The sequence below is a fragment of the Amycolatopsis sp. cmx-4-54 genome, from assembly GCF_046548895.1.
Lineage (GTDB): Bacteria > Actinomycetota > Actinomycetes > Mycobacteriales > Pseudonocardiaceae > Amycolatopsis.
In genome coordinates, this window is record NZ_JAEBEJ010000004.1 from 428353 (window position 1) to 453208 (window position 24856).

Genomic DNA, 24856 nt, shown 5'->3' on the forward strand with positions numbered 1-24856 from the left:
TCCGAAAGTTCCGCCTTGTCCGAGGGCGGCGTGTCGGCCGGGGGCGAGATCAGCGGGACGCCCGGGAGCGGCTCAGCCGTGGCGGCCGGTATGCCAGGCGTGCCACGCGTAGGCCTGCGCGTCCGTGAGCGACGCCACCTGGTCGACGACCACGCGCAGGCGGGCCGCGTCGTCCGAGGCGGCCTGCCACGCGGGCAGGAACAGGCCGTCCAGCGCGTCGGGCGCGCGGCGGCACAGCGCGTCGACCAGCTCGGCGAGCGTCTGGCGCTGGCCGTCCTGCATCGCCAGCCGCCGCCTGTCGCTCATCACGTACCGCAGCGCGAGCGCCTTGAGCAACGCGACCTCGGCCGCGACCTGCTCCGGAATGACCAGCCGCGCGGCGTAGCGGCTCAGCGGCCCTTCGCCGTACGCCTCCCGTGTCGCGCCGACGACCGCCGTCGCGAACCGCCCGACCAGTTCGCTCGTCAGCCGTTTCAACGCGACCTGCGCCTCGAGCGACCCGTCGAGCCCCGGTTCGCTGAGCTCGGCGACCACCGGCAGATCGAGCAGTTCCTTCGCCGCACCCTCCAAAGTGGACTGTGACCGGTGGGAAAACCTCCGCGCCGCCTCGGCCACCGCCGCGCGTTCCTCCGCGTCGGCCAGCACCCGCAACGAGATCCGCCCGGCCAGCACCCCGTCTTCGACGTCGTGCACCGAATAGGCGACGTCGTCGGACCAGTCCATGATCTGCGCTTCCAGGCAGGTGCGGCGCTCCGGGGCATCTCGGCGGACCCACGCGAACACCTCGGCGTCGTCGGCGTAGACGCCGTACTTCGCCTTGCCTTCTTCCCGCTGCCACGGGTACTTCATCGAGGCGTCGAGACAGGCGCGGGTGAGATTCAGCCCGCCCACGACGCCGCCTTCGAGCAGGACCTTGGGCTCCAGCCTGGTCAGGATCCGCAACGTCTGCGCGTTGCCCTCGAAACCACCACACGGCTGGGCGACCTCGTCCAGCGCGCGCTCGCCGTTGTGCCCGAACGGCGGATGCCCGATGTCGTGCGCGAGGCCCGCGGTGTCCACCAGATCCGGATCCGCGCCCAGCTCGTCCGCGATCCCCCTGCCGATCTGGGCGACCTCCAGCGAATGGGTCAGCCGCGTGCGCGGCACACCGCTGACCTCGGCCCCTTCACCCGGGCCGACGACCTGGGTCTTGCCCGCCAACCGGCGCAGAGCGGCCGAGTGCAGCACTCGGGCGCGATCACGGGCGAAGGCGCTCCGCCCGTCCGCGGCGCCTTCCAACGCCGCGCCCTTGGGCCGCTCGGGCAGCAAACGCGCCCTGTCGGCCTCGGTGTAGGTGTCCACCCGACCAGACTAAACGTGCTCACCGACACTTATCGGGCGTCAGACCGCGCCGGTACCGAACAGACTGTCCGCCGGCGACTTCGTGAGGCGGTAGTACAGCAGCGCGCCGGTCTCACGGACGATGTAGCGCGCCTGCGTTTCGCGGGTCTGCACGATCGGGCCGCGATGGGTGGGCGACGTCCAGGTGTCGAGCCCGAGGTCGTCGGCCATCACCCGCGCGCGGAAGGAGTGCCACGGGTCGCTGACCAGCACAGCGGTCTTCCAGCCCCGTTTCTGCACCTGCTCGGCGACCGCACGGAGGCTCCGCAGGGTGTCGCTGCCCTCACCGACCGGCAGCGTCGCCGACGACGGCACGCCGCGTTTGCGCAGCCACTGCGCGCCCGCGTGCGCCTCGGTGTAGTTGTCGTCCGCCTTCTTGCCGCCCGCGGTGACGATCACCTTCGCCACGCCCTGGTCGTACAGCGTCTTCGCCTTGGCCAGCCGGGCCTGGAAGATCTCCGACGGCCTGCCGTTGTACTGGGCGGCGCCGAGCACCACGATGACGTCGGCCCGGTCTCGCACGTCCTCCCGCGCGACCTGCCAGACCCGGAACGCCGTTCCGCCGATCACCGCGACGACGACCAGCAGGAACCCCGCCACTATCCGGCGAACCCAGTTCGCGCGAGTCGGTTTCGTCCGTTCGGCGGTACTCACACGGGTGATTCTCGCAGAGCGGGGAGTCGATCTCAGAGCCAGCCGTGCTCTTCCGCGAGCCGCACCGCTTCGGCCCGGGTCCTCGCCCCGGTCTTGCCCATCGCGGCCGAAAGGTGGTTGCGCACGGTGCCTTCGGAAAGGTGCAGGGCACGGGCGATGTCGGCCACCGTGCTGCCGTCCTCGGCGGCCCGGAGGACGTCGTGTTCGCGCCCGGTGAGCGGGCTCGCGCCGGTGGCGAGCGATTCGGCGGCGAGCGCGGGATCGACCACCCGGAGCCCGCCGTGGACCCTGCGGACGGCGTCTACGAGCTGCTCGGGTGGCGCGTCCTTGACGACGAACCCGGCGGCACCCGCGGCCATCGCCCGCGAGAGATAACCGGGCCTGCCGAAGGTGGTGCAGATGATGATCCGGCACAGCGGAAGCGCGCCGTGCAGCTCGGCGGCGGCTTCGAGGCCGTCCTTGCCCGGCATCTGGACGTCGAGCAGCGCGACGTCCGGGGCGGTCTCCTTCGCCCGCTGAAGCACTTCGTCACCTGAGCCGACCTGGGCGACCACTTCGATGTCGGCTTCGAGGCCGAGCACGGTGGCCAACGCCCCGCGCACCATCGCCTGGTCGTCGGCGAGCAGGACCCGGATCACGCGCAGCCTCCCGTGGGTTCGGAGAGTGGCGCGAGCGCGCCGCTCCGCAAGGCGGACTCGGGTACCTCCGCCCGGACGAGCCATCCTCCCCCAGGTGGCGTGGTGGCGGTCAAGGTCCCGCCGACCGCGGCCAACCGTTCGGTGAGCCCGCGCAGGCCGTTCCCCACTGTGGCGGCACCGGAGTCCCCGCCCTCGCCGTCGTCCTCGACTTCCAGCCAGGTCTTGCCGAAGCGGGCTTTCACCCGTTTCGCCCCGGAATGCCGGATCACGTTGGTGACCGCTTCCCGCAGCACGTAACCGAAAGTGCGCTGCAGGGCGGGATCGACGTTGTCCACCGCGTGCGGCAGATCCGCGTCGATCTCGGCCGCCCGCAACGCCGCCCGCGCCCCGGCGACCTCCGCAGACAGCGACACCTCGCGGTACTCCGACACCGTGGCCCGGATGTCCGAGAGCGCGCTGCGGGTCAGCCCCTCGACCTCGCGGATCTCCTGCAGCGCCCGGGGATCGTCCTTGCCGCTCTCCAGGATCCGGCGGGCGAGCCCGGCTTTGACCGTGATGGTGGTGAGACTGTGGCCGAGGATGTCGTGCAGATCCCGCGCCAGGCGCTCGCGTTCGCCCGCCACCGCCAGCGTCGCGATCTCCCGGTTCGCCGCTTCCAGTTTCCGCACCGCGCGGACCAGGTTCGCCATGAAGAACATCGCCGCCGTGATGGAGGTGACCGCCACCAGGTCACCGAAGTCGTCTTTCCCGATGACCAGGTGGACGGCCAGCACCAGCAGCAGCGCGCCGCCGTCCAGGATCAGCGCCCACGCCGGCGGCAGCGTGAAGGCCAGCACCGCCGTCGCGTAGATCAGGATGTACGGGTTGTTGCCGTGCAGGAACACCAGGGTGAGACCGATGAGCAGCATCACCACCGAGAAGACGTAGGTCGTCTTCCGCCGGGAAGGCCGCAGGCTGAGCGGGAACAGCACGTAGCAGGAGCCGTAGAAGAGCAGGAGCGCGGCGATCACCAGCTCTTTCCCGGTCACCCCGTCGGTGGCCAGATCGACCGCCGCGGGGACGAGGCTGGGCACGATGAAGGCGAGACCGAAGAGCACCCACCGCCTCGTCCGGGGACCGCGGCCGGTTCGCGGCGGCATGTCCGCCCACCAGTTCTCCCGGCTGTTCAAGCCCGTCTCGACCCTGCCCGGGTAGTCGCTCACCGGTTCACCCAATTCCTCAGACCCGCGCACTGTCCTTACGGTAACGCCTGATCACCAGCGCCCCGAGGACCGCGGTCCACGCCGCCAGTACCCCGAGCGCGGCGGGGAGGCTCACCGTGAGGTGGTCGGTGACGACCGGGCGGACCAGCTGGATCAGCCAGTACGTCGGCGTCACCTGGGCGATGTCGGCCATCCACGACGGCATCCCGTCGATCGGGATCCACAGGCCGCCGAGGAAACCCATGCCCATCATGACGATCATGTTCATCGGCTGCATCGACTCCGGTGTGCCGAACTGGCCCAGCAGCAGGCCGAGCAGCACCAGCGGGATCGCTCCGAGCCAGATGCCGAACACCAGCCGTAGCCAGCCGGCGGCGTCGAGGTGGACGCCCTGGACGAGGACGCCGACCAGCGGGACGACGAGCAGCGACGGAAGGGCGACGAGCATCGCCGAGAGCGCCTTGCCGCCGAGGTAACCGGCGCCGGTCAGCGGGGTCAGCCGTAACTGGCGCTGCCAGCCGGTGGACCGCTCGATGGCGAGTTTCGCGCCGCTCGTCATCGCGGCGGAGAAAGCACCGAAGGCCATCATGTTGACCATGACCACCCCGGCGATGTTGCCGTTGCCGGAGGCGAAAACGTTGGCCTGCAAAAGGAACATCAGTACCGGGAAGGCGACGGCGAAGAGCACGAACCTGGTCGAACGGAAGGTGCGGACGATCTCGGTCTTGAGGTAGGTGGGATTCATCGGACGGCTTCCTCGCTGGTGGTCAGGGACAGGAACGCGCCTTCGAGGCCGACGGCGCTGATCTCGATGTCGTGCGCTTCGGGCACGTGGGTCAGCAGCGCCCGCAGCGTCGCGTCGGAATCGGAACTGGAGATCGCCACGCGGCCGGCGCGCAGTTCGCATTCGGTGACCGCGGGCAGCGCCGCGATCACCGGTTCCGCCGTCGCGGGCACCACCGCGCGGATCGTGCGTCCCCCGGCGAGCGCGCGGACCTGCGCGACCGAACCGTCCGCGACGATCCGCCCCGACCGCATCAGCACGACACGGTCGGCGAACTCTTCGGCCTCTTCGAGATAGTGGGTCGCGAACAGGACCGTGCGACCGGAGTTCGTGTACTCGTACATGGACTTCCAGAACTCGCGGCGCGTACCGACGTCCATCGCGGCGGTCGGCTCGTCGAGGACCAGCAGATCGGGGTCGCTCACGAGCGCGACGGCGAACCGCACGCGCTGCTTCTGCCCACCGGAAAGCTTGGTGGAGCGCCGGTTCGCGATGTCCTCGATCCCGGCACGGCGCAACGCCTCGCGCACGGGCATCGGCTCGCGGTGCAGTGCCGCGACCATGCCGACGGTTTCGCCGACCGTGAGATCCTCGACGAGGGCGCCGCCCTGCAGCATCGCGCCGATCATCCCGTCGCCGACCGCGTCGCCGGGCTCGCGCCCGAAGACGGTCACGGAGCCGCTGTCGGGCACGCTCAGGCCCAGGATCATGTCGACCGTGGTGGATTTGCCCGCGCCGTTGGGGCCGAGGAGGGCGACCACCTCGCCCGGCGCGATCGTCAGGTCCACGCCGTCGACGGCGTGGACGTCGCCGTAGTGCTTACGCAGGCCGGAAAGCCGAACCGCCGCCCCCGCGGTGATGTCTTGTTCTCGCATGACTGAAGCCTGTCGCGCTTGGCCGTCCGGGGCGTGGGCCGCGCGTCACGACCTGAGGGTGACAGTTGTCAGGGGTGGGGGCTCGGCGCCGATGGCGGTGTTGCGATGGCGGCGATGTCGATGTTGCGAAAGCCACTTTCGCAACCTTCAACGTTGCGAAAGTGGCTTTCGCAACGTCGGTGAAGCCGGGCAAGCGGTGCGGCGTGATCGAAGGGACGACACGCGTGATTGGACGGACGACACACGTGTCCAGACGGACAACTCGCGGCGGAGCCCGGTCGCGAGCGTGTCGTCCGCCCAATCACACGTGTCGTCCGTCGGATCACACGTGTCGTCCGTCCAGACACGCGAAAACTCCCCTTCGTAAGTACATGAAGGCCCCCTTCACTGCGCCTAACGCAATGAAGGGGGCCTTCATGTACTTACCAGCCGGAACTCAGGCGCCGATCAGGCGCCCCGCCAGATAAGACTCCAGCTTGTCGATCGCCACCCGCTCCTGCGCCATGGTGTCGCGCTCCCGCACGGTCACCGCGTGGTCGTTGAGCGAATCGAAGTCGACGGTGACGCAGTACGGCGTCCCGATCTCGTCCTGGCGCCGGTAGCGGCGGCCGATCGCGCCGGCGTCGTCGAAGTCGACGTTCCAGTGCTTGCGCAGTGCCGCGGCGACGTCGCGCGCCTTCGGCGTGAGATCGGCGTTGCGCGACAACGGGAGGACGGCGACCTTGAACGGCGCGAGCCGGTAGTCCAGCTTGAGCACCGCGCGGGTGTCGGTGCTGCCCTTGGCGTTCGGCACCTCTTCCTCGTGGTAGGCGTCGACGAGGAACGCCATCATCGACCGGCCGACACCGGCCGCGGGCTCGATGACGAACGGGCGGAACCGCTGCTTCGTGGCCTGGTCGAAGAACGACAGGTCGACGCCGGAGTGGTTCGAGTGCGTCGTGAGGTCGAAGTCGGTGCGGTTCGCGATACCTTCGAGCTCGCCCCATTCCTGGCCCGCGTTGAACGCGAAGCGGTACTCGATGTCGACGGTGCGCTTCGAGTAGTGGGAGAGCTTTTCCTTCGGGTGCTCGTAAAGGCGAAGGTTGTCCGCCTTGATCCCGAGGTCCTTATACCACTCGGTGCGCGCGTCGATCCAGTACTGGTGCCAGGTCTCGTCCTCGCCCGGCTCGACGAAGAACTCCATCTCCATCTGCTCGAACTCGCGCGTGCGGAAGATGAAGTTGCCCGGCGTGATCTCGTTCCGGAACGATTTGCCGATCTGGCCGATGCCGAACGGCGGCTTCTTGCGCGCCGCGGTCTGCACGTTGAGGAAGTTGATGAAGATGCCCTGCGCGGTCTCCGGGCGGAGGTAGTGCACACCTTCCTCGGACTCGACCGGGCCGAGGTAGGTCTTGAGCATCATGTTGAAGTCACGCGGCGCGGTGTACTGCCCGCGAGTGCCGCAGTTCGGGCACGGCACCTCGGACAGGTCGTCCTCGGACACCTCCTTGCCCGAACGGGCGGAGAAGTCCTCGGCCAGCTGGTCGGCGCGGAACCGCTTGTGGCAGGACAGACATTCGATCAACGGGTCGGTGAAGACGTCGAGGTGACCCGACGCGACCCACACCTGGCGGGGCAGGATCACCGAGGAGTCGAGGCCGACGACGTCGTCGCGGCTCTGCACGACGGTCTTCCACCACTGGCGCTTGATGTTGTCCTTGAGTTCGACACCGAGGGGCCCGTAGTCCCACGCCGACTTGGTACCGCCGTAGATCTCTCCACACGGGAAAACGAAGCCTCGACGCTTGCACAGGCTGACGACGGTCTCAATGGTGTTGGCGGGCACTCCACGCTCCGAAGCATGCGGGGACGGGTATGGACTAGAAGGACAAGACTAACCGCCCGTCCCCGCACGGCCTCCGGCGAGGTTGGAACAGCTCAGGGCCTGCTGACCAAGGAGGCGGTGACGATGCGGTTGTCCTCGTAACCGTCGGTCCCGCCGACGTACTCACCACCGCAGGTGACCAGCACCAGCCGATGCGGCCCGTCCGGCCCGAACAACTTCTCCGACTGTTCGGCGAGCTTCGTCTTGTGCACGGTGACGACCTCGCCGATCTTGTAGACCCACTTGCCGCCGTCGGTGTCGACGACGTTGACCTCCTGGCCGGTCTTGAGCCGCCACAATTCGTCGAACGGGCCCTTCTTACCCTTCCAGTTCACATGCCCGGAAAGCAGGGAAGCGCCCTGGTCGGCGCCCAGTTTCGCGCCCCACCAGGTGGCTTCGTCGAGACCCTCGGGGATGGGGAGGGTCCCGTCCGCGGTCAGTTCCTTGCGGATCAGTTTCGCCGTGCCGCCACCGGGGAGCCTGACCGTGCCGGGCGCCTGTCCCGTGTCGGCCGGAGCCTGCGCCTGCTGTCCCGCGGACGTGTTCGCCTGCCCCGGGGCAGCCGCGACGACAGGATCACTCTTTCCGGTGATCAGGAACACCGCAACCACGGCCGCCACCACGAAGATCGCGCAGGCGGCGAGGATCCAGCCCAGGCCGGAGCGCTTCTTCGGCCGCTCCTCGCTCGCCGCGGCGGCGTCGTCCACGTCAAACTGTCCCACCATCGGGTATTACTCCTTGCTCGCGTCGAGCCGCCGGAGCGGCCGGTGTCGCTAGACACGCGACGCGAGCCGAGAGGGGTTGCACCGACTTCCCGCATTTCGTCCTCTGAATGCGGTCCTTGCGCGTGCAACTACCGCATTCAGAGGACGAAATGCGGGAATCAGGCGGGTGGTCCGGAAACGGGGGTCGCGACGATGACCCGGTTGTCCCGGTAGCCGTCCGTTCCCCCGAGGTAGTCGCCGCCGCAGGTGACCAGCACCAGCCGGTGCGGCCCGCTCTGCGCGAACAGTTTCGCCGCCTGCGCGGGCAAGTCGTTCTTGTGCACGGTGACGATCTCGCGGACGCGGTAGACCCAGATGCCGCCCGCCGCGTCGCTGACGGCCACCTCCTGGCCTTCGCGCATCCGCCACAATTCGTCGAACGGCCCTTTGACGCCGCCCCAGTTGACGTGCCCGGAGATCAGCGACGTACCCGCTTCGGCGCCGAGCCGAGCACCCCACCACGCCGCGTCGCCGAGGCCGCGCGGGATCGGGAGGACGCCGTGGGAGGTGACCTCGGAGCGGACGAGTTTCGCCGATCCGCCTTCGGGCAGGCGGATCGTGCCGGGCCGCTGCCCCCGTTTCGAGCTGTCGGCGGGCAGCGCCAGCGGTGCGCCGTCCTCACCCGGCGTGACCGCGGGTTCCGCGAACGAGACCGCCGGTTCGGGCGGGACCCAGGTCAGCACGACCACGCCCGCCGAGATGGCGAGCGCGGTGACGACGGCGGACAGTCCCGCCAGCCAGGACCGCACGGGGCTGCTACTTCTCCCGCACCGGCACGGGCTTGCGACGGCGGAGCAGCAGCATGGCCGCGGCGCCGACCACGATGCCGCCGCCCAGCAGCCCGAGCCCGACCACGGTCCGCGTCGAGTCCGCGGTCTGTGGCGGGATACCGCCCGCGGGCACCGTCCCCGGTACCGCGGGCTGCGCGGGCGCCGCACCCGGTCCCGTACCGCCGGCGGGCTTCGCCACGAAGTTCCTCGGGATCCCGCAGCTCACGCCGCCGAGCACGACCGTCGTGCGGGCCTCGCGCAGATCCTTGCCCTCCTCGTCGCGCACATGCGTGACGATGTCCACCTTCCAGCCCGCGACCGCGGTCACGTCACCGGCGCGCCAGCCGTCCTGCCGGATGAGCTGGTCGAAGGCGGTCACCCGGGAGACGGTCAGGTCGGAGGTGGTCTTGTCCTTGCTGAGGCTCTCGTTCTTGATCATCGACGGCGGCCCGAGCTTGAGTCCCTTGACGTCGATACCCGAAGCGCCGGACGGCTTCAGGTCACCGTTCTGGTCCCGCACCCAGATCTTGCCCGCGCTCGTCGACGACGTCGCCTTGCTCGGCGAGGAGCAGTCGACGGAGCTCTTCGCGCCTTCGAGTACCAGCACGGTGTTGTCGAGGGGCTTCGCGCCGCCGCGCCCGTTGTCGATCAGGGCGTAGTTGCTCTCCGCGACCGCTGTCGGGACCGTGGTCTGCTGCAGCGCGGCGATCACGTTGTGGTCGCGGCTGGCGATGCCTGCCGGGAAGGGGCTCTGCGCGCCGAAGCGGCCCAGGTTGATGACCCATTTGTCACCGAGCGTGCTCTGCTCGCCGGCGTCACGCGGGACGACGGTGCGATCCGGGGAGAGTTTCGACTGGCCGGGGGTCAACGGCGAACGCTGGGTCTCGGTGATCAGCGATCCCGGGTTCCCGATGCGCACCGACGCCACGTTCGCGAACGAGACGGGGCCGGTCTTCTCATCGACGGCCTGCGTCGTCTGCGCCGAGGCGAGCCCCGGAACCGACGCCAAAGCGACGGCCGCCGTCGCGGCGGCCAGCTTCGTCACGAAACGAGTCATGTCTCCCCACTGCCTCTCCGGGCTTTCAGAGCGCGGTCGTCAGCGTACGAGAAGCGACGAAACGCTCCGCGACAACCTTGCACCGTTGGCGACGACATGCGAAGTGGAATGGTCATTTCTTTGCGAAGTCACCCGAACGGAGCAGTAACGCCGCCGCCGAGTGGTCGCCCGCTCGGCGAACAGACCAGGCAGGGGCGGGAACACTAAGATGGACTGGACTGTTACTGGCAATGACTTCGGAAATCATGATGGACGTGGAGGCGGCGATGGCTGCGGTGACCCCGGACTCGGCCGCCCCGGGCCTCTCGGAAGACCCCGGACCACATTCGTCGGCCCGGCCCCCCGCCGAACCCGCCGTGTCGGCCTCGCCCGCCGTACTCGCGGACGCCGGCGACCTGCTCCGGGCACTCGCCGCACCCGTGCGCATCGCGATCGTGCTGCAGCTGCGTAACGCGGACCGGTGCGTCCACGAACTGGTGGACACGCTCGATGTCGCGCAGCCGCTGATCAGCCAGCATCTGCGGGTGCTGAAGACCGCGGGTGTCGTACAGGGTGAGCGACGCGGCCGTGAGGTGGTGTACCGGCTGGTCGACGATCACCTTGCGCATATCGTGGTGGACGCCGTAGCCCACGTTCAGGAGGGGAAGTGAGCATGAGTCCGACGACGGCCAACAGTTCCGCGCCGGTGCCGGGACGCCGGTCGACGAAACAGCGGGCCGCCGTGGTCGAGCTGCTCAAGGAGATCGACGACTTCCGTTCCGCCCAGGAACTGCACGACGAGCTGCGCAAACGCGGCGACGGGATCGGGCTCACCACGGTGTACCGGACGTTGCAGTCGCTGTCCGAGGCGGGCGAGATCGACGTCCTGCGCACCGACACCGGCGAGGCCATCTACCGGCGCTGCTCGTCGCATCACCACCATCACCTGGTGTGCCGGATCTGCGGCAGCACCGTCGAGGTCGAGGGACCGGCCGTGGAGCGGTGGGCGGAGAAGATCGCCTCGGAGCACGGCTTCTCCGACATCAGCCACACCGTGGAGATCGTCGGGACCTGCTCCAACCACTGATCGTCCCCAAGCGCTATGAAGGACGCTTTCATGGCAAATTTTGCCATGAAAGCGTCCTTCATAGCACGCCGCAGGGGAAGCGCTCAGTACTCGTAGGGGTCCTTCGGCGCCGGCACCTGCCGCACCGAGGTGAGCGTGAAGTCCGGCATGTAGCTGTTCTCCCGCACCGCGGTCCCCGGCACGACCGTCCCGGTGACCTCCAGCCAGGTGTCGTTGCCGAACCCCGACACGCCCTCGCCCACCATCCGCACGGTGATCGGATAGGCGTCGGCGGCGCAGCAGCCGATCACCATCCGCGCCAGCATCGTGTTGCCCTCGTTGTGCACCACGAACCCGGACAGCCGCACCGTGCGCCCGTTCAGCGAGCCACTGGAATCCCAGCCCGCCCGGCTGACGAACTCGTTGACCTCCAACGGGACCACGTCCCCGGCGGGCAGCGGCGGGAAGGCGGCCGCGTTGCTCGCCGAGGCGCTTTGCGGCGCCCTGGCCTCGGTGCGGGTCACCGAGTCGGCGCCCAGCGCGGGCGGCGCGACCAGGAACACGGCCAGCACCGGCACCATCAGCAACCAGGCCGACCGGGTGTTGTGGTCGTGCGCGTGGACGTCCCCGGACACGGCGGCGGCTGCGCGGGCGGCCAGCAGGTCCCGGACGATCGCGACCGCGCCCAGCGCGACCATCACCGCGCCGCCGGCGATGATCCACGGCTGCTGCGCGGGTTTGACGTACCGCAGGTAGTCGCCGTTGATCGTGATCTTGAGCAGCGCCCCGCCGAGCAGGATCAGCAGGATGTTCTGGGTCTCGCGTTTCACACGCCACCTCCGAGGATCAGCGTGCCCGAGACGACCGCACAGCTGAGCGCGACGACGAACGTCACGGGCGCGAACCGCAGCGCGAACGACTTGCCGAAGGTGCCGGTCTGCAGCGCGAAGAGCTTCACGTCGATCGCGGGCCCGACCACCAGGAACACCAGTTTCGGCAGCAGCGGCATCGCGGTCAGCGACGCGGCGACGAAGGCGTCGGCCTCACTGCACAGCGCCAGCACGACGGCGAGCACGGCCATCACCAGCACCCCGAGCACGATCTGCTCCCCCAGCACCCCGAACCACTTGGCGGGCACCAGGACGTTCATCGCGGCGGCGATCATCGCGCCGAGCACGAGGAACCCGCCCGCCTCGACCAGGTCCCCTCGCGCGGTCTCGGCGAAGGTCTTCCACCGCGAACCGGGCCGGACCTCGGGAAGACGCCGCAAAGCGCGCTCCGCGATCCAGTCGAGCTTGCCCCATTTCGCCCACAGCCAGCCCATCACCATCGCCGTGGCGAGCGAACCGGCGAACCGGGCGAACACCATCTCCGGGTTCCCGGGGAACGCCACCGCGGTGGCGACCAGCACCACCGGGTTCACCGCGGGCGCGGCCAGCAGGAACGTCAGCGCGGCCGCGGGCGCCACACCCTGTCCGATCAGCCGCCGCGCGACGGGCACCGACGCGCATTCACAACCCGGCAGGGCGACCCCGGCCAGCCCGGCGACACCGACGGCCGCACCGGCCCGGCGAGGGAGCACCTTCTCCAGCACCCGCGCGGGCACGAACGCCGCGATCGCGCCGCTGATCAGCACCCCGAGCACCAGGAACGGCAACGCCTGCACGCAGACCGCGACGAACACCGTCGAGCCGGTCCGCAGCGCGGGCACGTCGAACACCTGCTGGAGCCAGCCCTGCCCGAGGATCGCGATCAGCAGGATCGCGCAGAGCACCTCGATCGAGGTGATCTTGAACCGCCGGGCCGGCTTCCGCTCCGGGGCGCTTCTGGAAATGGTTTCCATGCGCGCGATGATGCCAGGTGACCCAGCGTTCCGGTGGTCACTCCCCGGGAGTGGTCCCCAGCAGGTCCGAACGCAGCTGCGACGCCGTCGAGACGACCAGCATGAGCAGCGTTCCGAGCGGCGAGGGAGCCATGCCCTCGGCCGGGAACGCGTACCGCAGCGTGATGTCGATGCCCTTCTCCGAACGCACGACACCGAGCGTCCCGAACAGGCCCTGCCCAGCTCGTTCCGCCGCCGAGGCCGCGATCGCCGGGTCGTCCGGCAGGTCCCAGGCGACGACGCAGGTCAGGCTCAGCACGGTCAGCCCTTCGGCCAGCCGGGTCGCCTGGATGACGCACGGGACGTCCGCGTGCGAGAAGGTCAGCGCGCCGTCGTCGTCGACGTGGACTTCGAGATAGCGCTCGAGGGCTTCCCGTGCCGACGTCAGCAACGCCGCCGTATCAGCTGCTTCGGTAGTCATGCCGCCTCCGCGGGAAAAAGTACGTCGGCGTTGGTCATACCGTCCCTTCCGAAGCCTTGTCGATGGCCCCGCCGAAGCGGCGGTCCCGTTTCGCGAACTCGAGGCACGCCCGCCACAGGTGGGTGCGGTCGAAGTCCGGGAAGAGCGTGTCCTGGTAGACCATCTCGGCGTAGGCCGACTGCCACAGCAGGAAGTTCGACGTGCGCTGCTCCCCCGACGGCCGCAGGAACAGGTCCACGTCCGGCATGTCGGGCTGGTACAGGTACTTCCCGATGGTCTTCTCGGTGACCTTGTCCGGGTTCAGCTTCCCGTCGGCAACGTCCTGGGCGATGCGCCGCATGGCGTCACCCAGTTCGGCACGGCCGCCGTAGTTGACGCACATGGTCATGTTCAGCGCCGTGTTGTCCTTGGTCTTCTCCTCTGCGACCTGCAGTTCCTTGATCACACTCGCCCACAGCTTGGGGCGGCGGCCCGCCCAGCGGATGCGGACGCCGATCGAACCGAGGTAGTCGACCTGACGCCGGATGGTGTCGCGGTTGAAGCCCATCAGGAAACGGACCTCCTCCGGGCTCCGCTTCCAGTTCTCGGTGGAGAACGCGTACACCGACAGCCATTTGACGCCCAGCTCCACGGCACCGCTGGCGACGTCGATCATCACCGCTTCGCCGCGTTTGTGGCCTTCGATCCGCGGCAGTCCCCGCTGGTTGGCCCAGCGGCCGTTGCCGTCCATCACCAGCGCAACATGCTTCGGGAGGAGTTCCTTGGGGATCTCCGGCGGCCGGGCACCGGACGGATGCGGCTCCGGCGCGCGAAGTTCGAATTGTGACGCCTTGTTCTCGCGTCCCCTGCGCAGCACCTTCGAGCCTCCCGATCGAGCGAACCTGTGCCTGCGACCCTACTGCGCCTGCGTGCTGGTCTCCCGTGCACGCCTCTCCACCAGCGGCAGCGACCGCAACTGGCGCTCCAGATGCCACTGCAGATGGGCCGCGACCAGGCCGGACGCGTCGCGCCGCGGCACCGGCTGCGAAGCTTCGGCCACCGGCCACTCGCCGTGCAGGAGCGCCGCGAGCAGGGTCAGTACCTCCGGGGAGGGGTGGACACAGCCGGGGACCCGGCAATCCGGGCACATCGAGCCGCCGGCGGACACGCTGAACGCCTTGTGCGGCCCGGGCAGGCCGCAGCGGGCGCATTCGGTGATCGCGGGCGCCCAGCCGGCGTAGGCCATGGCCCGCAGGAAGAACGCGTCGAGGACGAGGGAACTGTCCCGTTCCCCGCCCGCGAGCGCGCGAAGGGCCCCGACGACGAGCATGTAGAGCTTGAGCACCGGCTCGCCCTCTTCGGCGGACAACCGGTCCGCCGTCTCGGCGATGGCGCTCGCGGCGGTGTAGCGCTGGTAATCGGCCACCAGCGGCAGCGCGAAGGCGTCGACGGTCTCGACCTGGGTGATCACGTCGAGGGAGCGGCCGGTGTAGAACTGGACGTCGACGTGCCCGAACGGCTCCAGCCGGGCCCCGAAACGCGATGACGTCCGGCGCACGCCCTTCGCGACCGCACGGACCTTGCCGTGCCGCCGCGTGAGCAGGGTGACGATCCGGTCGGCCTCACCCAGCTTGTGCGTCCGCAACACCACTCCGGTGTCGCGATAAAGGTTCACCACCCCGACATCGTCCCACCCGGGACCGACATCGGGGTGGTGCGCCCCGGAATCGAAATCAGCAGTAGCTGCCGTAGCAGCTGTACGTGGCCGTCGAAGCCGCGACGATCGAGATGATGATCATCGCGATGGCGAAGAGGCAGCCGAGGCCGCCGATGATCGACGCGATCATGCACATGGTCCGCGTCGACCGTGACGCGTCCGCCGCGGCGGCGTAGTTGCCCTGCATCTTGTAGGTGTTGACCTCGTTGGACTTCATGATCGCGAAGATCGCGATGATCCAGCAGAGGAAGATGCAGCCGATCGCCCAGCCCTTGTAGTCCTTGATGGCGTTGATGTCGCCACCGCCGCCCGGCATACCGCCCGGAGCGCCGTAAGGGGAAGGCTGGCCGTACGGGGCGGGCTGCCCGTAGGGAGCGGGCATGCCACCGGAGGGCGGCCCATAGCCAGGCTGCTGCTGTCCGTAGGGCTGCTGCTGGCCGTAGGGGTTGGTCATGAAAGTGGTCCTCGTTGTTCTTTCGGCTACGGGTCGGGCTAGATGCTCGCGGCGACCAGGACGATCCAGAGAATGGAGAACAGGCAGCCGACCCCACCGATGATCGAGGCGATCATGCACATGGTCTTCGTCGACTTCGACGCGTCCATGGCGGCGGCGTAGTTGCCCTGCATCTTGTACGTGTTGACCTCGTTGGACTTCATGATCGCGAAGATCGCGATGATCCAGCAGAGAAAGATGCAGCCGATCGCCCAGCCCTTGTAGTCCGGGATCGAGTTGATGTCGCCGCCACCGGGCATCCCGCCGGGCATGCCGCCCGGGGCGCCATAGGGTGCGGGCTGGCCGTACGGCGAGGGCTGACCATACGGCGCCGGCTGGCCGTACGGCATCGGGTTCGCGCCGGAAGGCTGGCCGTACGGCGCGGGCGTGGCGCCGGACGGGGGTCCGTATCCGGGCTGAGGCTGCTGGCCATAGGGCTGCTGGCCGGGGCCGGGCTGCTGGCCGTACGGGTTCGTCATCGGGTTCCCCACTTGTGTCGTGCTTCCCGACGGGTGGATCCCGCCGGTCGTTCCTTACTGCTGCGGTGTTCCGGGCCCGTTCGGCCCATCCGCTCCGGGCAACTGCTGCCTCAGCTGCTCCGGGGTGATCTTCTGCGTCGGCTCGGCTTCGTCGAACCCGGACGGCGCCTGCTGAGGCTGCTGCCCCGGGCGAAGGACCTGCGTGGGCTCGGCCTCGCCCAGGGCCGGTCCAGGCTGGGACTCCGCGGACGGCGCCGCGGTTCCCTGCGGCTGGTGGCCGAACGGCTGGGACGGCTGCTGCCCGAACGGCTGCGACTGCTGCTGGCCGAACGGCGAGGGCGGCGCGGGGAACGACGACGAAGCCGGCTGCGGCGGCTCGGGGAATCCCGGTGACTGGCCGAAGGGCGCCGACACGGGCGCGGGGGCGGCTTCGCCCGGCACGACGACGGTGCTGAGGATCTTGTCGGCGAACGTCTGCTTCTTCTCGTCCCACAGCGGCCAGAGGTAACCGAGACCGCAGACCCAGCCGTCCAGGTTGTGGCACAGATCCCGGACGAAGGCCATCAGCGGGCCGATCGGCTGCCCATCGCTTTCGCGGACCAGCTTGATCTTCACGATCTTCTTGCCGAGCGACTGGCCGGTGGTGCCCATCTTGATCCACCGGTTGTAGACGGTCCAGGCGAAACCCGCGAGATAACCGATCCCGGCGATGATGCCGCCGATGACCGAGGACGAGGTCGTGGCGATGATGCTGCCGATGATCGGGAGCACGACGATCGGCGCGAAGTCGATCAACGACCCAGCCGCGCGCAGGCCCCAGTGGGCGTAGTCGGTCCGCGGGCCGAACTGGGTGGCCTGACCGAACGGCGAGGCCTGGCCCGGCTGCCCGAACGGCGAAGCCTGGCCCGGCTGCTGGCCGAACGGGGACTGCGGCTGCGCGCCGAACGGCTGCGACTGCTGCTGCCCGAACGGAAACTGCTGCTGTTGCCCGAAGGGCGACGCCTGCTCGGTGGGCGCTTGCTGCCCGAAGGGCGAAGGCTGGCCAGACTGCTGCTGCCCGAACGGCGAACCCTGCTCACCGGGCGCCTGCTGGCCGAAGGACGAAGACTGGTCACCCTGCTGCGGCGCCTGCTGCCCGAAGGGCGAAGACTGGTCACCCTGCTGCGGCGCCTGCTGCCCGAACGGCGAAGACTGGTCACCCTGCTGCGGCGCCTGCTGCCCGAAGGGCGAAGGCCGGCCACCTTGCTGCGACTGCTGGGGCTGCTGCCCGAACGGCGAGGGCTGTTCTCCCGACGGCTGCTGTCCGAACGGCTGCTGCGCCTGCGGTGACTGCTGCCCGTCCCCCGGCGGGGGCCCGGACCCGGGCGGCGGCTGCTGTCCCGGCGGCTGCTGGCCGTAGGGAGTGGTCATCGAAATCCCCTCGCTGGTTCCTCGCCCCTGGCGCACTGGCCTCGTGCGGCGACCCGGGCTGAATGTACACACCGAGCAGACCGGTGCGCGGGAGCGTACTCGGTACCACCGACGATCCGGGCCTCGGCCCGGCACTCACACGTAGAGCGAGGTGAACGGGGCGAAGGGCAGGTTACGGATGACGAACCAGACGACGAACACGACACCGAACGCGAGCGGCGTCCAGCGCCAGTGCAGCCAGCTGTTCACCGCGCGGCCGCGAAGTCTTCCGACCGCCCAGGCGACGGTGCTCCAGACGAGCAGCAGAACGACCACAAAGGACACCGCGTTGTAGTGCAGCGCGGCGGGGATGTCCCCGTGCAGCGCGCTGTAGACCATGCGCATGCCGCCACAGCCCGGACAGGCGATGCCCAGCAAGGTCTTGGTGGGACAGACCGGAAGCGGCCCGCCCGGAGTGGTGGGATCACCCAGCCAGAGAACGACGCAACCGAGCCCCGCGCCGGCCGCGATGGCCAGGGGTGGCCCCAGCGCGCGGGCCTTTGCCTTGAACCCGCGCGCCGGGAATCCCGTGTAGACGGACGTCGTCACGGCGTGAAGCTTCCCGCCGACGCGCCGATGATGACCATCACCACGATGAAGATGATGTACAGCAGGAAGAGAACGCCGGTGGAGATCGCTCCCCACATGGACCACTTCTTCGCGTCGTCGGCGGCCTTCTGGGCTTCGGCGTGGAAGCCCTGCGACCACAACGTCTGCACCTGGCTCGACTTCACGATCGCGACGATACCCAGCGGCAAGCAGCACAACACCGTGCAGAGAATGGCCCACACCAGGTTGTTGTCCGGCGGGGGACCGTAGTTCGGCACGCCGCCGTAATACGGCTGCTGCGGCGGTGGCCCGCCCGGGGGCGGGTAGTTCGGGTACTGGTCGGTCATGAGGTCTCCCCCTCGATCGCCTCGATCAGCGGTAGTTGTTCATGTCGGCCGAGAACACACCCAGGGCGACGACGAGAACAACGTAGAGGATGGCGACCACGACACCGACGATGGCGGCGATGATCGACCACTTCTTGGCGGCGTTCGCCGCTTCCTGCGCCGCGGCGGGCTGGCCCTGTGCCCAGAGGGTGTTTACCTGGTTCGCCTTGACGATGGCGACGATACCGAAGGGCAGGCAGCACAGGATCGTGGTGAGGATGGCCCACACCAGGTTGTTGTTGGGCGGCGGGCCGGGGTTGTGCGAGCCTCCACCGCCCTGAGGGTCGCCGGAGTAGTTGGGCAGGCCCTGGTTGTCGGTCATTTACCGCTTTCCCTTCACGAATGAGATGTCGAACTACGACCCGGGCGCGCCGCCCGATCAGCGATCACCGGAGTCAAGGGTTGAGACTCTAAGGTCACCCGTCCGGTTCCACATCATCAACCGGTCTCCGCGACCGAATCGAGACATTCCGTTCAGTCAGAAGCCCAGCCGACGCAACTGACGGGGGTCGCGCTGCCACTCCTTGGCGACCTTGATGTGCAGGTCGAGGTAGACCTTCGAGCCGAGGAGGCCCTCGATCTGCTGCCGGGCGCGGGCGCCGACGTCCTTGAGGCGCTCACCCTTGTGCCCGAGGATGATGCCCTTCTGGCTCGGTCGTTCCACATAGAGAAACGCGTGCACGTCGATCATGTCGTCCCTGCCCTCGTGGGGCAGCATTTCCTCGACGGTGACGGCGATCGAATGCGGGAGTTCGTCCCGGACACCCTCCAGCGCGGCCTCGCGGATCAGCTCGGCGACCAGGGTCTGCTCGGGTTCGTCGGTGAGTTCGCCGCCCGGGTACAGCTGCGGGCCCTCGGGAAGGTGCCGCACCAGCAGATCCGAGAGCGCGCCGACCTGGAAACCGTCCACAGCGGACACCGGGATCAGCTCGGCGAACTCCATGACCTCCTGCAGGGCGAGCAACTGCTCGGCGACCTGCTCCGGCTTCACGAGATCCGTCTTGGTGACGATCCCGACGACGGGCGTCCCCGAACCATTTCGGCGCTGCGCGATCTTCTTGAGTTCGGCGGCGATGTACCGGTCACCGGGACCGATTTTTTCGTTGGCGGGCACGCAAAGCCCGACAACGTCCACTTCGGACCAGGTCGAGTGGACGATGTCGTTGAGCCGCTCGCCGAGCAGGGTCCGCGGCCGGTGCAGCCCCGGCGTGTCGATGATCACCAGCTGGGCGTCTTCGCGGTGGACGATGCCGCGGATGGCGTGGCGGGTCGTCTGCGGTTTGCTGGAGGTGATCGCCACCTTGCTGCCGACGAGCGCGTTGGTCAGCGTCGACTTGCCCGCGTTGGGCCGTCCGACGAAACAGGCGAAACCGGAACGATGCGGCTCGGCCATCAGCTCAGCACCTTGCCGCTGGGATCCGCGAGATGGACCGGGGCGTCTTCGGCGATGTCCCGCACCGCCTGGAGGGAGGCGCCGTTCAGGAGGGCGTCATCGCTGACGACGACGGCGGCCTCGATTCCTTCGGCTCCGCTCGAAACGGCGGCGGCGACGGCGGCTTGCAGCGCGGTGAGCTTGAACGACGGCTGGTCGACCGTGCTCGCCGCGTAGGTGCGGCCGTCGGTGTCGCGGAGCGCGGCGCCCTCGGCGGCCTGGGTGCGGGCTCGCGCGGACCTGGCCAGGGTCACCAGCTTCTGGTCCTCGGCGTCCAGCTCAGGCATGTTCGACACTCCTGTCACTTTCATCGGGCTGCGGGACCCGGGTCCGGCGCCTGCCCTGGGCAGGGTCGGTCACCGCGTCCGCGTCGGCGGGGTGGACGACCACCGTGGTGATCCGCATCCGCCCGCGCCGGTCCTTACCGCCTTCGGCGAACAGCCGAAGTCCGGCGACCTCGGCTTCGGCCCCCGGCAGCGGGACCCTACCCAGTCGCTCGGCGAGCAGCCCGCCCACGGTCTCCACGTCGTGGTCTTCGAGGTCGATCCCGAACAGTTCGCCCAGGTCGTCGATCGAGAGCCGGGACGAGACGCGGACCGCGCCGTTTTCGAGTTCTTCGACCTCGGGACGTTCGTCGGTGTCGGATTCGTCGGTGATCTCGCCGACGATCTCCTCGAGGACGTCCTCGATGGTGAGCAGGCCGGCGGTGCCGCCGTACTCGTCGACGGCGATCGCCATGTGGTTGTGGGAGACCTGCATCTCCTTGAGCAGGTCGTCGAGCCGCTTCGAGTCCGGCACGAAACTCGCCGGGTTCATCAGCTCCCCGACCTGGCGCTGCGAGCCGCCCTCGGCCATGTACGCGGGCATGAGGTCCTTGATGTTGACCACGCCCACCACGTCGTCGACGGAGTCGCCGATCACCGGCAGCCGGGTGAACCCGGTCCGCAGGGCCAGCGCGAGCGCCTGGCGCACGCTCTTGTCGTGCTCGATCCAGACGATCTCCGTCCGCGGCACCATGACCTCGCGCGCGACGGTGTCACCGAGCTCGAACACCGAGTGGATCATCTCGCGTTCGGATTCCTCGACGACGCCGCGTTCCTGGGCGAGGTCGACCAGTTCGCGCAGTTCGACTTCGGAGGTGAACGGGCCTTCGCGGAAGCCGCGGCCGGGGGTGATGGCGTTGCCGAGGACGATCAGCAGCCTGCTGAGCGGGCCGAGGATCGACCCGAGGACGCGGACGGGACCCGCGACGACCAGGCCGATCCGGTACGGGTGCTGGCGGCCGAGGGTGCGCGGCCCGACCCCGATGAGCACGTAGCTCACCACGACCATCACCCCGGCGGCGACGACCACGGCGAGCCACAGCGGCTGAACCCAGCCCAGGACGTCGACGGTGACCAGCACGGTGGCGGTCAGCTCGCAGGTCATCCGCAGCAGCAGGATCAGGTTGATATGACGGCGGCGTTCGGCGATGACCAGCGCGAGCTGGCGCGCGCCGGGACGCCCGAGCCGGACGAGACCGTCGGCGCGGGCCTTGGAGACCGTGCTGACCGCCGCGTCGGCGGCCGCGAACACCCCGGCGAGCAGGATCAGCGCGATGGCGATGACCAGCAGGGCCGCGGGACTACCCATTCCGGCGCCGCCTAGGCCGGCGGTTCGTCGGCGGGCACGGCGTCGAGACCGGCGGTTCCGAGGAGCCTGTCGTCCGCGGAACGCTGCGCGTCGCGCTTGTTGAGCGCGGCCACGGCCGCCTGGAACTCGCCGAGGATCCGCTTCTGCAGGCCGAACATCTCGCGTTCCTCGGCCGGTTCGGCATGGTCGTAGCCGAGCAGGTGCAGTACGCCGTGCGTGGTGAGCAGGTGCAGCTCGTCGATCAGCGAGTGACCCGCCGTCTTGGCCTGGTCCTTCGCGAACGCCGGGCACAGCACGATATCGCCGAGCAGCGCGGGCGAGGCGTCCGGCGCGTCGGGGCGGCGAGACGAGTCAAGCTCGTCCATCGGGAAGGCCATCACGTCGGTGGGACCTGGCAGGTCCATCCACCGCTCGTGCAGGTCCTCCATCACCTCGAGGGTGACGAGCAGGATGGACAGCTCGGCGAGCGGGCTGACCTCCATCTTGTCGAGCGCGAAGCGGGCGGCCGACACGATCGAGGTCTCGTCGACGTTCACGCCCGATTCATTGGCGATCTCGATGCTCATGAACGGCGCTGCCCTTTCCAGCCGTTGCTCTTGTCCTGGCTGTCCTGCAGCGCCTGCCACTTCTCGTACGCGTCGACGATGTCGCCGACCAGCTTGTGCCGCACCACGTCCTGGCTGGTGAGCTGCGCGAAGTGCAGGTCCTCGACACCTTCGAGGATGTCGCGGACCACCCGCAGGCCGCTCTTCTGGCCGGTGGGGAGGTCGACCTGCGTGACGTCGCCGGTGACGACGATCTTCGCGCCGAACCCGAGCCGGGTGAGGAACATCTTCATCTGTTCCGGCGTGGTGTTCTGCGCTTCGTCGAGGATGATGAAGGCGTCGTTGAGGGTGCGGCCGCGCATGTACGCCAGCGGCGCGATCTCGATGGTGCCCGCCTGCATCAGCCGCGGGATCGACTCGGGCTCGACCATGTCGTGCAGCGCGTCGTAGAGCGGGCGCAGGTACGGGTCGATCTTCTCGTTGAGCGTGCCCGGCAGGTAGCCGAGGCGCTCACCGGCTTCGACCGCCGGGCGGGTCAGCACGATGCGCGTGACCTGCTTCGCCTGCAGTGCCTGGACGGCCTTCGCCATGGCGAGATACGTCTTGCCGGTACCGGCGGGGCCGATGCCGAAGACGATCGTGTGCTTGTCGATGGCGTCGACGTAGCGCTTCTGGTTGAGCGTCTTGGGCCGGATCGTCTTGCCGCGCCGGGAGATGATGTTCATGCTCAGCACTTCGGCCGGTGACTCGTGGTCACCGGTGGAGAGCATGCCGACGGTGCGGCGGACGGTGGCCGGGTCGACCTGCTGGCCGCGGCCGGCGAGCGTCACGAGTTCGGCGAAGACACGCTCCGCGAAGGCGACGTCGGCGGGGGCGCCGGTCAGGGTGACCTCGTTGCCCCGGACGTGGACGTCGGCGGCGAGGAGCTCCTCGGCGACGCGCAGGTTTTCGTCCCTCGAGCCGAGCAGGCTGAGCGCGGCGGCGTCGGGGATGGGGAATCGGGACTGGGCCGCCTCGGTGATCGCGGCCTCGTCGGTCTTCGTCGGGGTGACGTCCGCGGGAACGTCGGGTCGGGCGGCTTCACCCGGTACGGTTCCGGCCACGTGGCCTCGGGCCTACTTCCTGCGCTTACGCTGCGATTTTCAACGACAGTGACAAGTTCGATATTACTGGTTGCGGGTGTCGGCACGCAGTCCGGTTTCCGCGGGGCGCGCGCCTCAGCGCCCGAAATGCCCCAGCTGCTCGCCGCCGAGCACGTGCGCGTGCACGTGGAAGACGGTCTGCCCGGCGTCACCGTCGGTGTTGAACACCACCCGGTAACCGGACTCGGCGATCCCCTCGATCTCCGCGACCTTCTTGGCCGTCGAGGCCACGTCGGCGAGGAGTTGCGGGTCGCCCGAGGCCAACTCGGCCAGATTGCGATACCGCTTCTTCGGCACCACGAGCACATGCACCCGGGCCTGCGGCGCTATGTCCCGGAACGCATACGTCGTCGCGTCCTCGTACACCTTGTCGGACGGGATCTCACCCGCGATGATCCGCTCGAACAACGTCTCCGCGTCACTCATCCCCCCACCCTATCCCCCACCCAGCCCAGCCCGGCCCGACGTCCGTTCGCCACGCTCGCCACAGACCACGCGCTGCCACAGGAGCACCCCGCTCGACGCCCGTTCACCTCACCAGGCGAGGGCCGCCAGGCCCCATGCCGGTCACCTCCACCGGCTACGCACGCTTCGCTCTGCTTAGCCGCCCCGCCCGCCAACCCCCGCCGACCGCACCGTGGGGGGTCCGGGGGGCTCGGCCCCCCGGGTCAACACGCGGAACCGCGCCGCGGCATCCCGAATTTCGGGGCGCAGCAAGAAGCGAAGCGACTTGCGAAGCCCCCGAAATGAAGATGCCGCGGCGCGGTGGAGCCTGGGGGTCGCTCCACCGCCGCCGCGGCTCCGCCGGACCGAGGGGGAGGTGCCCGGCGGGGATTCACGCGCGCGACTGGGCTTCATCCCTAGTGGCGCACCGAAACCGTGTGTTGCGCTTCAGTTAACGAGAGTAACGGCTGTTTGCGTGATCGCGCCATAACTCGCCGCAAATTGGTGGGGTGTTTTTTCACTTCCAGCGTTCCGTGAGAACCCCTAGCGCGCCAAGTGCCACGGCGGCGGCGGTGGAGGTGCGCAAAACGGTGGGGCCCAACCGAATGGCGGTCGCGCCGGCGTCGGTGAGGGTACTCAGTTCTTCGTCGGTGATGCCGCCTTCGGGGCCGACGACGAGGAGGATGTCGCCTTGCGCCGGGAGTTCGATCTCGGTGAGGCGGGTGGTGATACCGGATTCGAGGACCAGTGCGCGGGAAACGGTCTGGGCGAGTTCGGCGAGTTCGCGGGTGGTGACGGGTTCGGCGACTTCGGGGACGTGGGCGCGGCGGGCTTGTTTGGCGGCGGCGCGGGCGGTGGTGCGCCAGCGGGTGAGGGCTTTGTCGCCACGGGTTCCTTCTTCCCAGCGGGCGACGCTGCGCGCGGCGCGCCAGGGGACGATGGCGTCGGCGCCGGCTTCGGTGGCGAGTTCGACGGCGAGTTCGCCGCGGTCGCCCTTCGCGAGCGCCTGGGCGACGATGACGCGCAGTGCGGGCGGTTCCTCGGTCCAGTGTTCTTCGATGGCGAGGGTGAGCGCCGCGTCGCGGCCCGCTTGGACGGCTTCGACGACGCAGCGCGCCATGCCGCCTTCGCCGTCGGAGAGCACGAGACGTTCGCCGACGCGCAGGCGCCGGACGGTGGCGGCGTGCCGGGCTTCCTCACCGTCGAGCGTGGTGCGCCCGGAGCCGGGCAGCGCGGCGGTGAGGAAGACCGGCAGTGTCGTCTCTGGCACGGG

31 protein-coding genes are annotated in these 24856 nt (G+C 69.1%); 3 read left to right on the forward strand and 28 right to left on the reverse strand.

Features of this window, described 5'->3' with window-relative positions; all coding sequences use genetic code 11:
• Nucleotides 1-72: 72 nt before the first annotated feature.
• The 10 genes from ACLJQ7_RS15850 to ACLJQ7_RS15895 all read right to left on the reverse strand — a co-directional run bounded on the left by ACLJQ7_RS15850 (nt 73) and on the right by ACLJQ7_RS15895 (nt 9988).
• Nucleotides 73-1341 (reverse strand): deoxyguanosinetriphosphate triphosphohydrolase, encoded by a 1269-nt coding sequence (locus ACLJQ7_RS15850; RefSeq protein ID WP_410648966.1) that lies wholly within the window; start codon nt 1339-1341, stop codon nt 73-75.
• Nucleotides 1342-1380: 39 nt separating this feature from the next.
• Nucleotides 1381-2034 carry a YdcF family protein gene (locus ACLJQ7_RS15855; RefSeq protein WP_410648967.1) on the reverse strand — a complete coding sequence of 218 codons (654 nt, stop codon included), beginning with the start codon at nt 2032-2034 and terminating at the stop codon, nt 1381-1383.
• A 32-nt stretch (nt 2035-2066) separates the two neighbouring features.
• The gene (locus tag ACLJQ7_RS15860; RefSeq protein WP_410648968.1) at nt 2067-2672 is read right to left on the reverse strand and encodes a response regulator transcription factor; all 606 of its coding nucleotides are present in this window, start codon (nt 2670-2672) and stop codon (nt 2067-2069) included.
• A complete protein-coding gene (locus ACLJQ7_RS15865) occupies nt 2669-3874 on the reverse strand; it encodes a sensor histidine kinase (RefSeq protein WP_410648969.1) in 1206 nt (401 codons plus the stop codon). Before ACLJQ7_RS15865 ends, ACLJQ7_RS15860 begins: the two co-directional genes overlap by 4 nt.
• A gap of 16 nt (nt 3875-3890) precedes the next feature.
• Nucleotides 3891-4619 carry an ABC transporter permease gene (locus ACLJQ7_RS15870; RefSeq protein WP_410648970.1) on the reverse strand — a complete coding sequence of 243 codons (729 nt, stop codon included), beginning with the start codon at nt 4617-4619 and terminating at the stop codon, nt 3891-3893.
• A complete protein-coding gene (locus ACLJQ7_RS15875; protein ID WP_410648971.1) occupies nt 4616-5533 on the reverse strand; it encodes an ABC transporter ATP-binding protein in 918 nt (305 codons plus the stop codon). Before ACLJQ7_RS15875 ends, ACLJQ7_RS15870 begins: the two co-directional genes overlap by 4 nt.
• Nucleotides 5534-5969: 436 nt before the next feature.
• Complete coding sequence (locus tag ACLJQ7_RS15880) at nt 5970-7358, reverse strand: glycine--tRNA ligase (protein WP_034316415.1); 1389 nt, start codon at nt 7356-7358, stop codon at nt 5970-5972.
• 92 nt (nt 7359-7450) lie between these two features.
• Entirely contained in the window at nt 7451-8122 is a 672-nt protein-coding gene (locus ACLJQ7_RS15885; protein ID WP_410648972.1) for a class F sortase, read from the reverse strand.
• Nucleotides 8123-8280: 158 nt separating this feature from the next.
• Complete coding sequence (locus tag ACLJQ7_RS15890; protein WP_410648973.1) at nt 8281-8910, reverse strand: class F sortase; 630 nt, start codon at nt 8908-8910, stop codon at nt 8281-8283.
• A gap of 7 nt (nt 8911-8917) precedes the next feature.
• Complete coding sequence (locus ACLJQ7_RS15895; protein ID WP_410648974.1) at nt 8918-9988, reverse strand: hypothetical protein; 1071 nt, start codon at nt 9986-9988, stop codon at nt 8918-8920.
• Nucleotides 9989-10254: 266 nt separating this feature from the next.
• Between ACLJQ7_RS15895 and ACLJQ7_RS15900 the strand changes: the two genes are divergently transcribed.
• A complete protein-coding gene (locus ACLJQ7_RS15900; RefSeq protein WP_410649209.1) occupies nt 10255-10638 on the forward strand; it encodes an ArsR/SmtB family transcription factor in 384 nt (127 codons plus the stop codon).
• Between the two features lie 2 nt (nt 10639-10640).
• On the forward strand, nt 10641-11054 hold the full coding sequence (locus tag ACLJQ7_RS15905) for a Fur family transcriptional regulator (protein ID WP_034316411.1): 414 nt from the start codon (nt 10641-10643) through the stop codon (nt 11052-11054).
• Between the two features lie 83 nt (nt 11055-11137).
• Here the strand turns inward: ACLJQ7_RS15905 and ACLJQ7_RS15910 are convergent, their stop codons facing one another.
• Genes ACLJQ7_RS15910 through ACLJQ7_RS15945 form a run of 8 tightly spaced genes read right to left on the reverse strand, consistent with a single transcriptional unit; the run spans nt 11138 to nt 16799 of the window.
• Nucleotides 11138-11863 (reverse strand): TIGR03943 family putative permease subunit, encoded by a 726-nt coding sequence (locus ACLJQ7_RS15910; RefSeq protein ID WP_410648975.1) that lies wholly within the window; start codon nt 11861-11863, stop codon nt 11138-11140.
• Entirely contained in the window at nt 11860-12876 is a 1017-nt protein-coding gene (locus ACLJQ7_RS15915) for a permease (protein WP_410648976.1), read from the reverse strand. Before ACLJQ7_RS15915 ends, ACLJQ7_RS15910 begins: the two co-directional genes overlap by 4 nt.
• A 37-nt stretch (nt 12877-12913) precedes the next feature.
• Nucleotides 12914-13336: a hypothetical protein gene (locus tag ACLJQ7_RS15920; protein ID WP_410648977.1), complete on the reverse strand. Its 423-nt coding sequence runs from the start codon at nt 13334-13336 to the stop codon at nt 12914-12916.
• A gap of 34 nt (nt 13337-13370) precedes the next feature.
• On the reverse strand, nt 13371-14192 hold the full coding sequence (locus tag ACLJQ7_RS15925; RefSeq protein ID WP_410648978.1) for an isoprenyl transferase: 822 nt from the start codon (nt 14190-14192) through the stop codon (nt 13371-13373).
• A gap of 39 nt (nt 14193-14231) precedes the next feature.
• Nucleotides 14232-14993: a DNA repair protein RecO gene (recO, locus tag ACLJQ7_RS15930; protein ID WP_410648979.1), complete on the reverse strand. Its 762-nt coding sequence runs from the start codon at nt 14991-14993 to the stop codon at nt 14232-14234.
• A gap of 55 nt (nt 14994-15048) precedes the next feature.
• Entirely contained in the window at nt 15049-15486 is a 438-nt protein-coding gene (locus ACLJQ7_RS15935; RefSeq protein ID WP_410648980.1) for a CD225/dispanin family protein, read from the reverse strand.
• Between the two features lie 38 nt (nt 15487-15524).
• Nucleotides 15525-16004, reverse strand: a complete 480-nt coding sequence (locus ACLJQ7_RS15940) for a CD225/dispanin family protein (protein ID WP_410648981.1) — start codon at nt 16002-16004, stop codon at nt 15525-15527.
• Nucleotides 16005-16058: 54 nt separating this feature from the next.
• Entirely contained in the window at nt 16059-16799 is a 741-nt protein-coding gene (locus tag ACLJQ7_RS15945; protein WP_410648982.1) for an RDD family protein, read from the reverse strand.
• A gap of 24 nt (nt 16800-16823) precedes the next feature.
• On the opposite strand from ACLJQ7_RS15945, the gene ACLJQ7_RS15950 reads away from it, so the two are divergent.
• Nucleotides 16824-17333: a hypothetical protein gene (locus tag ACLJQ7_RS15950; protein WP_410648983.1), complete on the forward strand. Its 510-nt coding sequence runs from the start codon at nt 16824-16826 to the stop codon at nt 17331-17333.
• A 216-nt stretch (nt 17334-17549) separates the two neighbouring features.
• Here the strand turns inward: ACLJQ7_RS15950 and ACLJQ7_RS15955 are convergent, their stop codons facing one another.
• The 10 genes from ACLJQ7_RS15955 to ACLJQ7_RS16000 all read right to left on the reverse strand — a co-directional run bounded on the left by ACLJQ7_RS15955 (nt 17550) and on the right by ACLJQ7_RS16000 (nt 24853).
• Nucleotides 17550-18002, reverse strand: coding sequence for a DUF2752 domain-containing protein (locus tag ACLJQ7_RS15955; RefSeq protein WP_410648984.1), 453 nt, complete (start codon nt 18000-18002; stop codon nt 17550-17552).
• A complete protein-coding gene (locus ACLJQ7_RS15960) occupies nt 17999-18349 on the reverse strand; it encodes a CD225/dispanin family protein (protein ID WP_340685426.1) in 351 nt (116 codons plus the stop codon). The genes ACLJQ7_RS15955 and ACLJQ7_RS15960 overlap by 4 nt, the downstream gene beginning before the upstream one ends.
• Before the next feature lie 25 nt (nt 18350-18374).
• Complete coding sequence (locus ACLJQ7_RS15965) at nt 18375-18710, reverse strand: CD225/dispanin family protein (protein ID WP_410648985.1); 336 nt, start codon at nt 18708-18710, stop codon at nt 18375-18377.
• Nucleotides 18711-18866: 156 nt separating this feature from the next.
• Nucleotides 18867-19781 (reverse strand): GTPase Era, encoded by a 915-nt coding sequence (gene era / locus ACLJQ7_RS15970; RefSeq protein WP_410648986.1) that lies wholly within the window; start codon nt 19779-19781, stop codon nt 18867-18869.
• Nucleotides 19781-20107, reverse strand: a complete 327-nt coding sequence (locus tag ACLJQ7_RS15975; protein WP_410648987.1) for a cytidine deaminase — start codon at nt 20105-20107, stop codon at nt 19781-19783. Before ACLJQ7_RS15975 ends, era begins: the two co-directional genes overlap by 1 nt.
• On the reverse strand, nt 20100-21452 hold the full coding sequence (locus ACLJQ7_RS15980; RefSeq protein ID WP_410648988.1) for a hemolysin family protein: 1353 nt from the start codon (nt 21450-21452) through the stop codon (nt 20100-20102). The genes ACLJQ7_RS15975 and ACLJQ7_RS15980 overlap by 8 nt, the downstream gene beginning before the upstream one ends.
• An 11-nt stretch (nt 21453-21463) precedes the next feature.
• Nucleotides 21464-22018, reverse strand: coding sequence for an rRNA maturation RNase YbeY (gene ybeY, locus ACLJQ7_RS15985; protein ID WP_125676146.1), 555 nt, complete (start codon nt 22016-22018; stop codon nt 21464-21466).
• Nucleotides 22015-23100 (reverse strand): PhoH family protein, encoded by a 1086-nt coding sequence (locus tag ACLJQ7_RS15990; protein WP_410648989.1) that lies wholly within the window; start codon nt 23098-23100, stop codon nt 22015-22017. Before ACLJQ7_RS15990 ends, ybeY begins: the two co-directional genes overlap by 4 nt.
• A gap of 114 nt (nt 23101-23214) precedes the next feature.
• Nucleotides 23215-23565, reverse strand: coding sequence for a histidine triad nucleotide-binding protein (locus tag ACLJQ7_RS15995; RefSeq protein ID WP_410648990.1), 351 nt, complete (start codon nt 23563-23565; stop codon nt 23215-23217).
• Nucleotides 23566-24100: 535 nt separating this feature from the next.
• A complete protein-coding gene (locus tag ACLJQ7_RS16000) occupies nt 24101-24853 on the reverse strand; it encodes a 16S rRNA (uracil(1498)-N(3))-methyltransferase (RefSeq protein ID WP_219153593.1) in 753 nt (250 codons plus the stop codon).
• Nucleotides 24854-24856 lie beyond the last annotated feature (3 nt).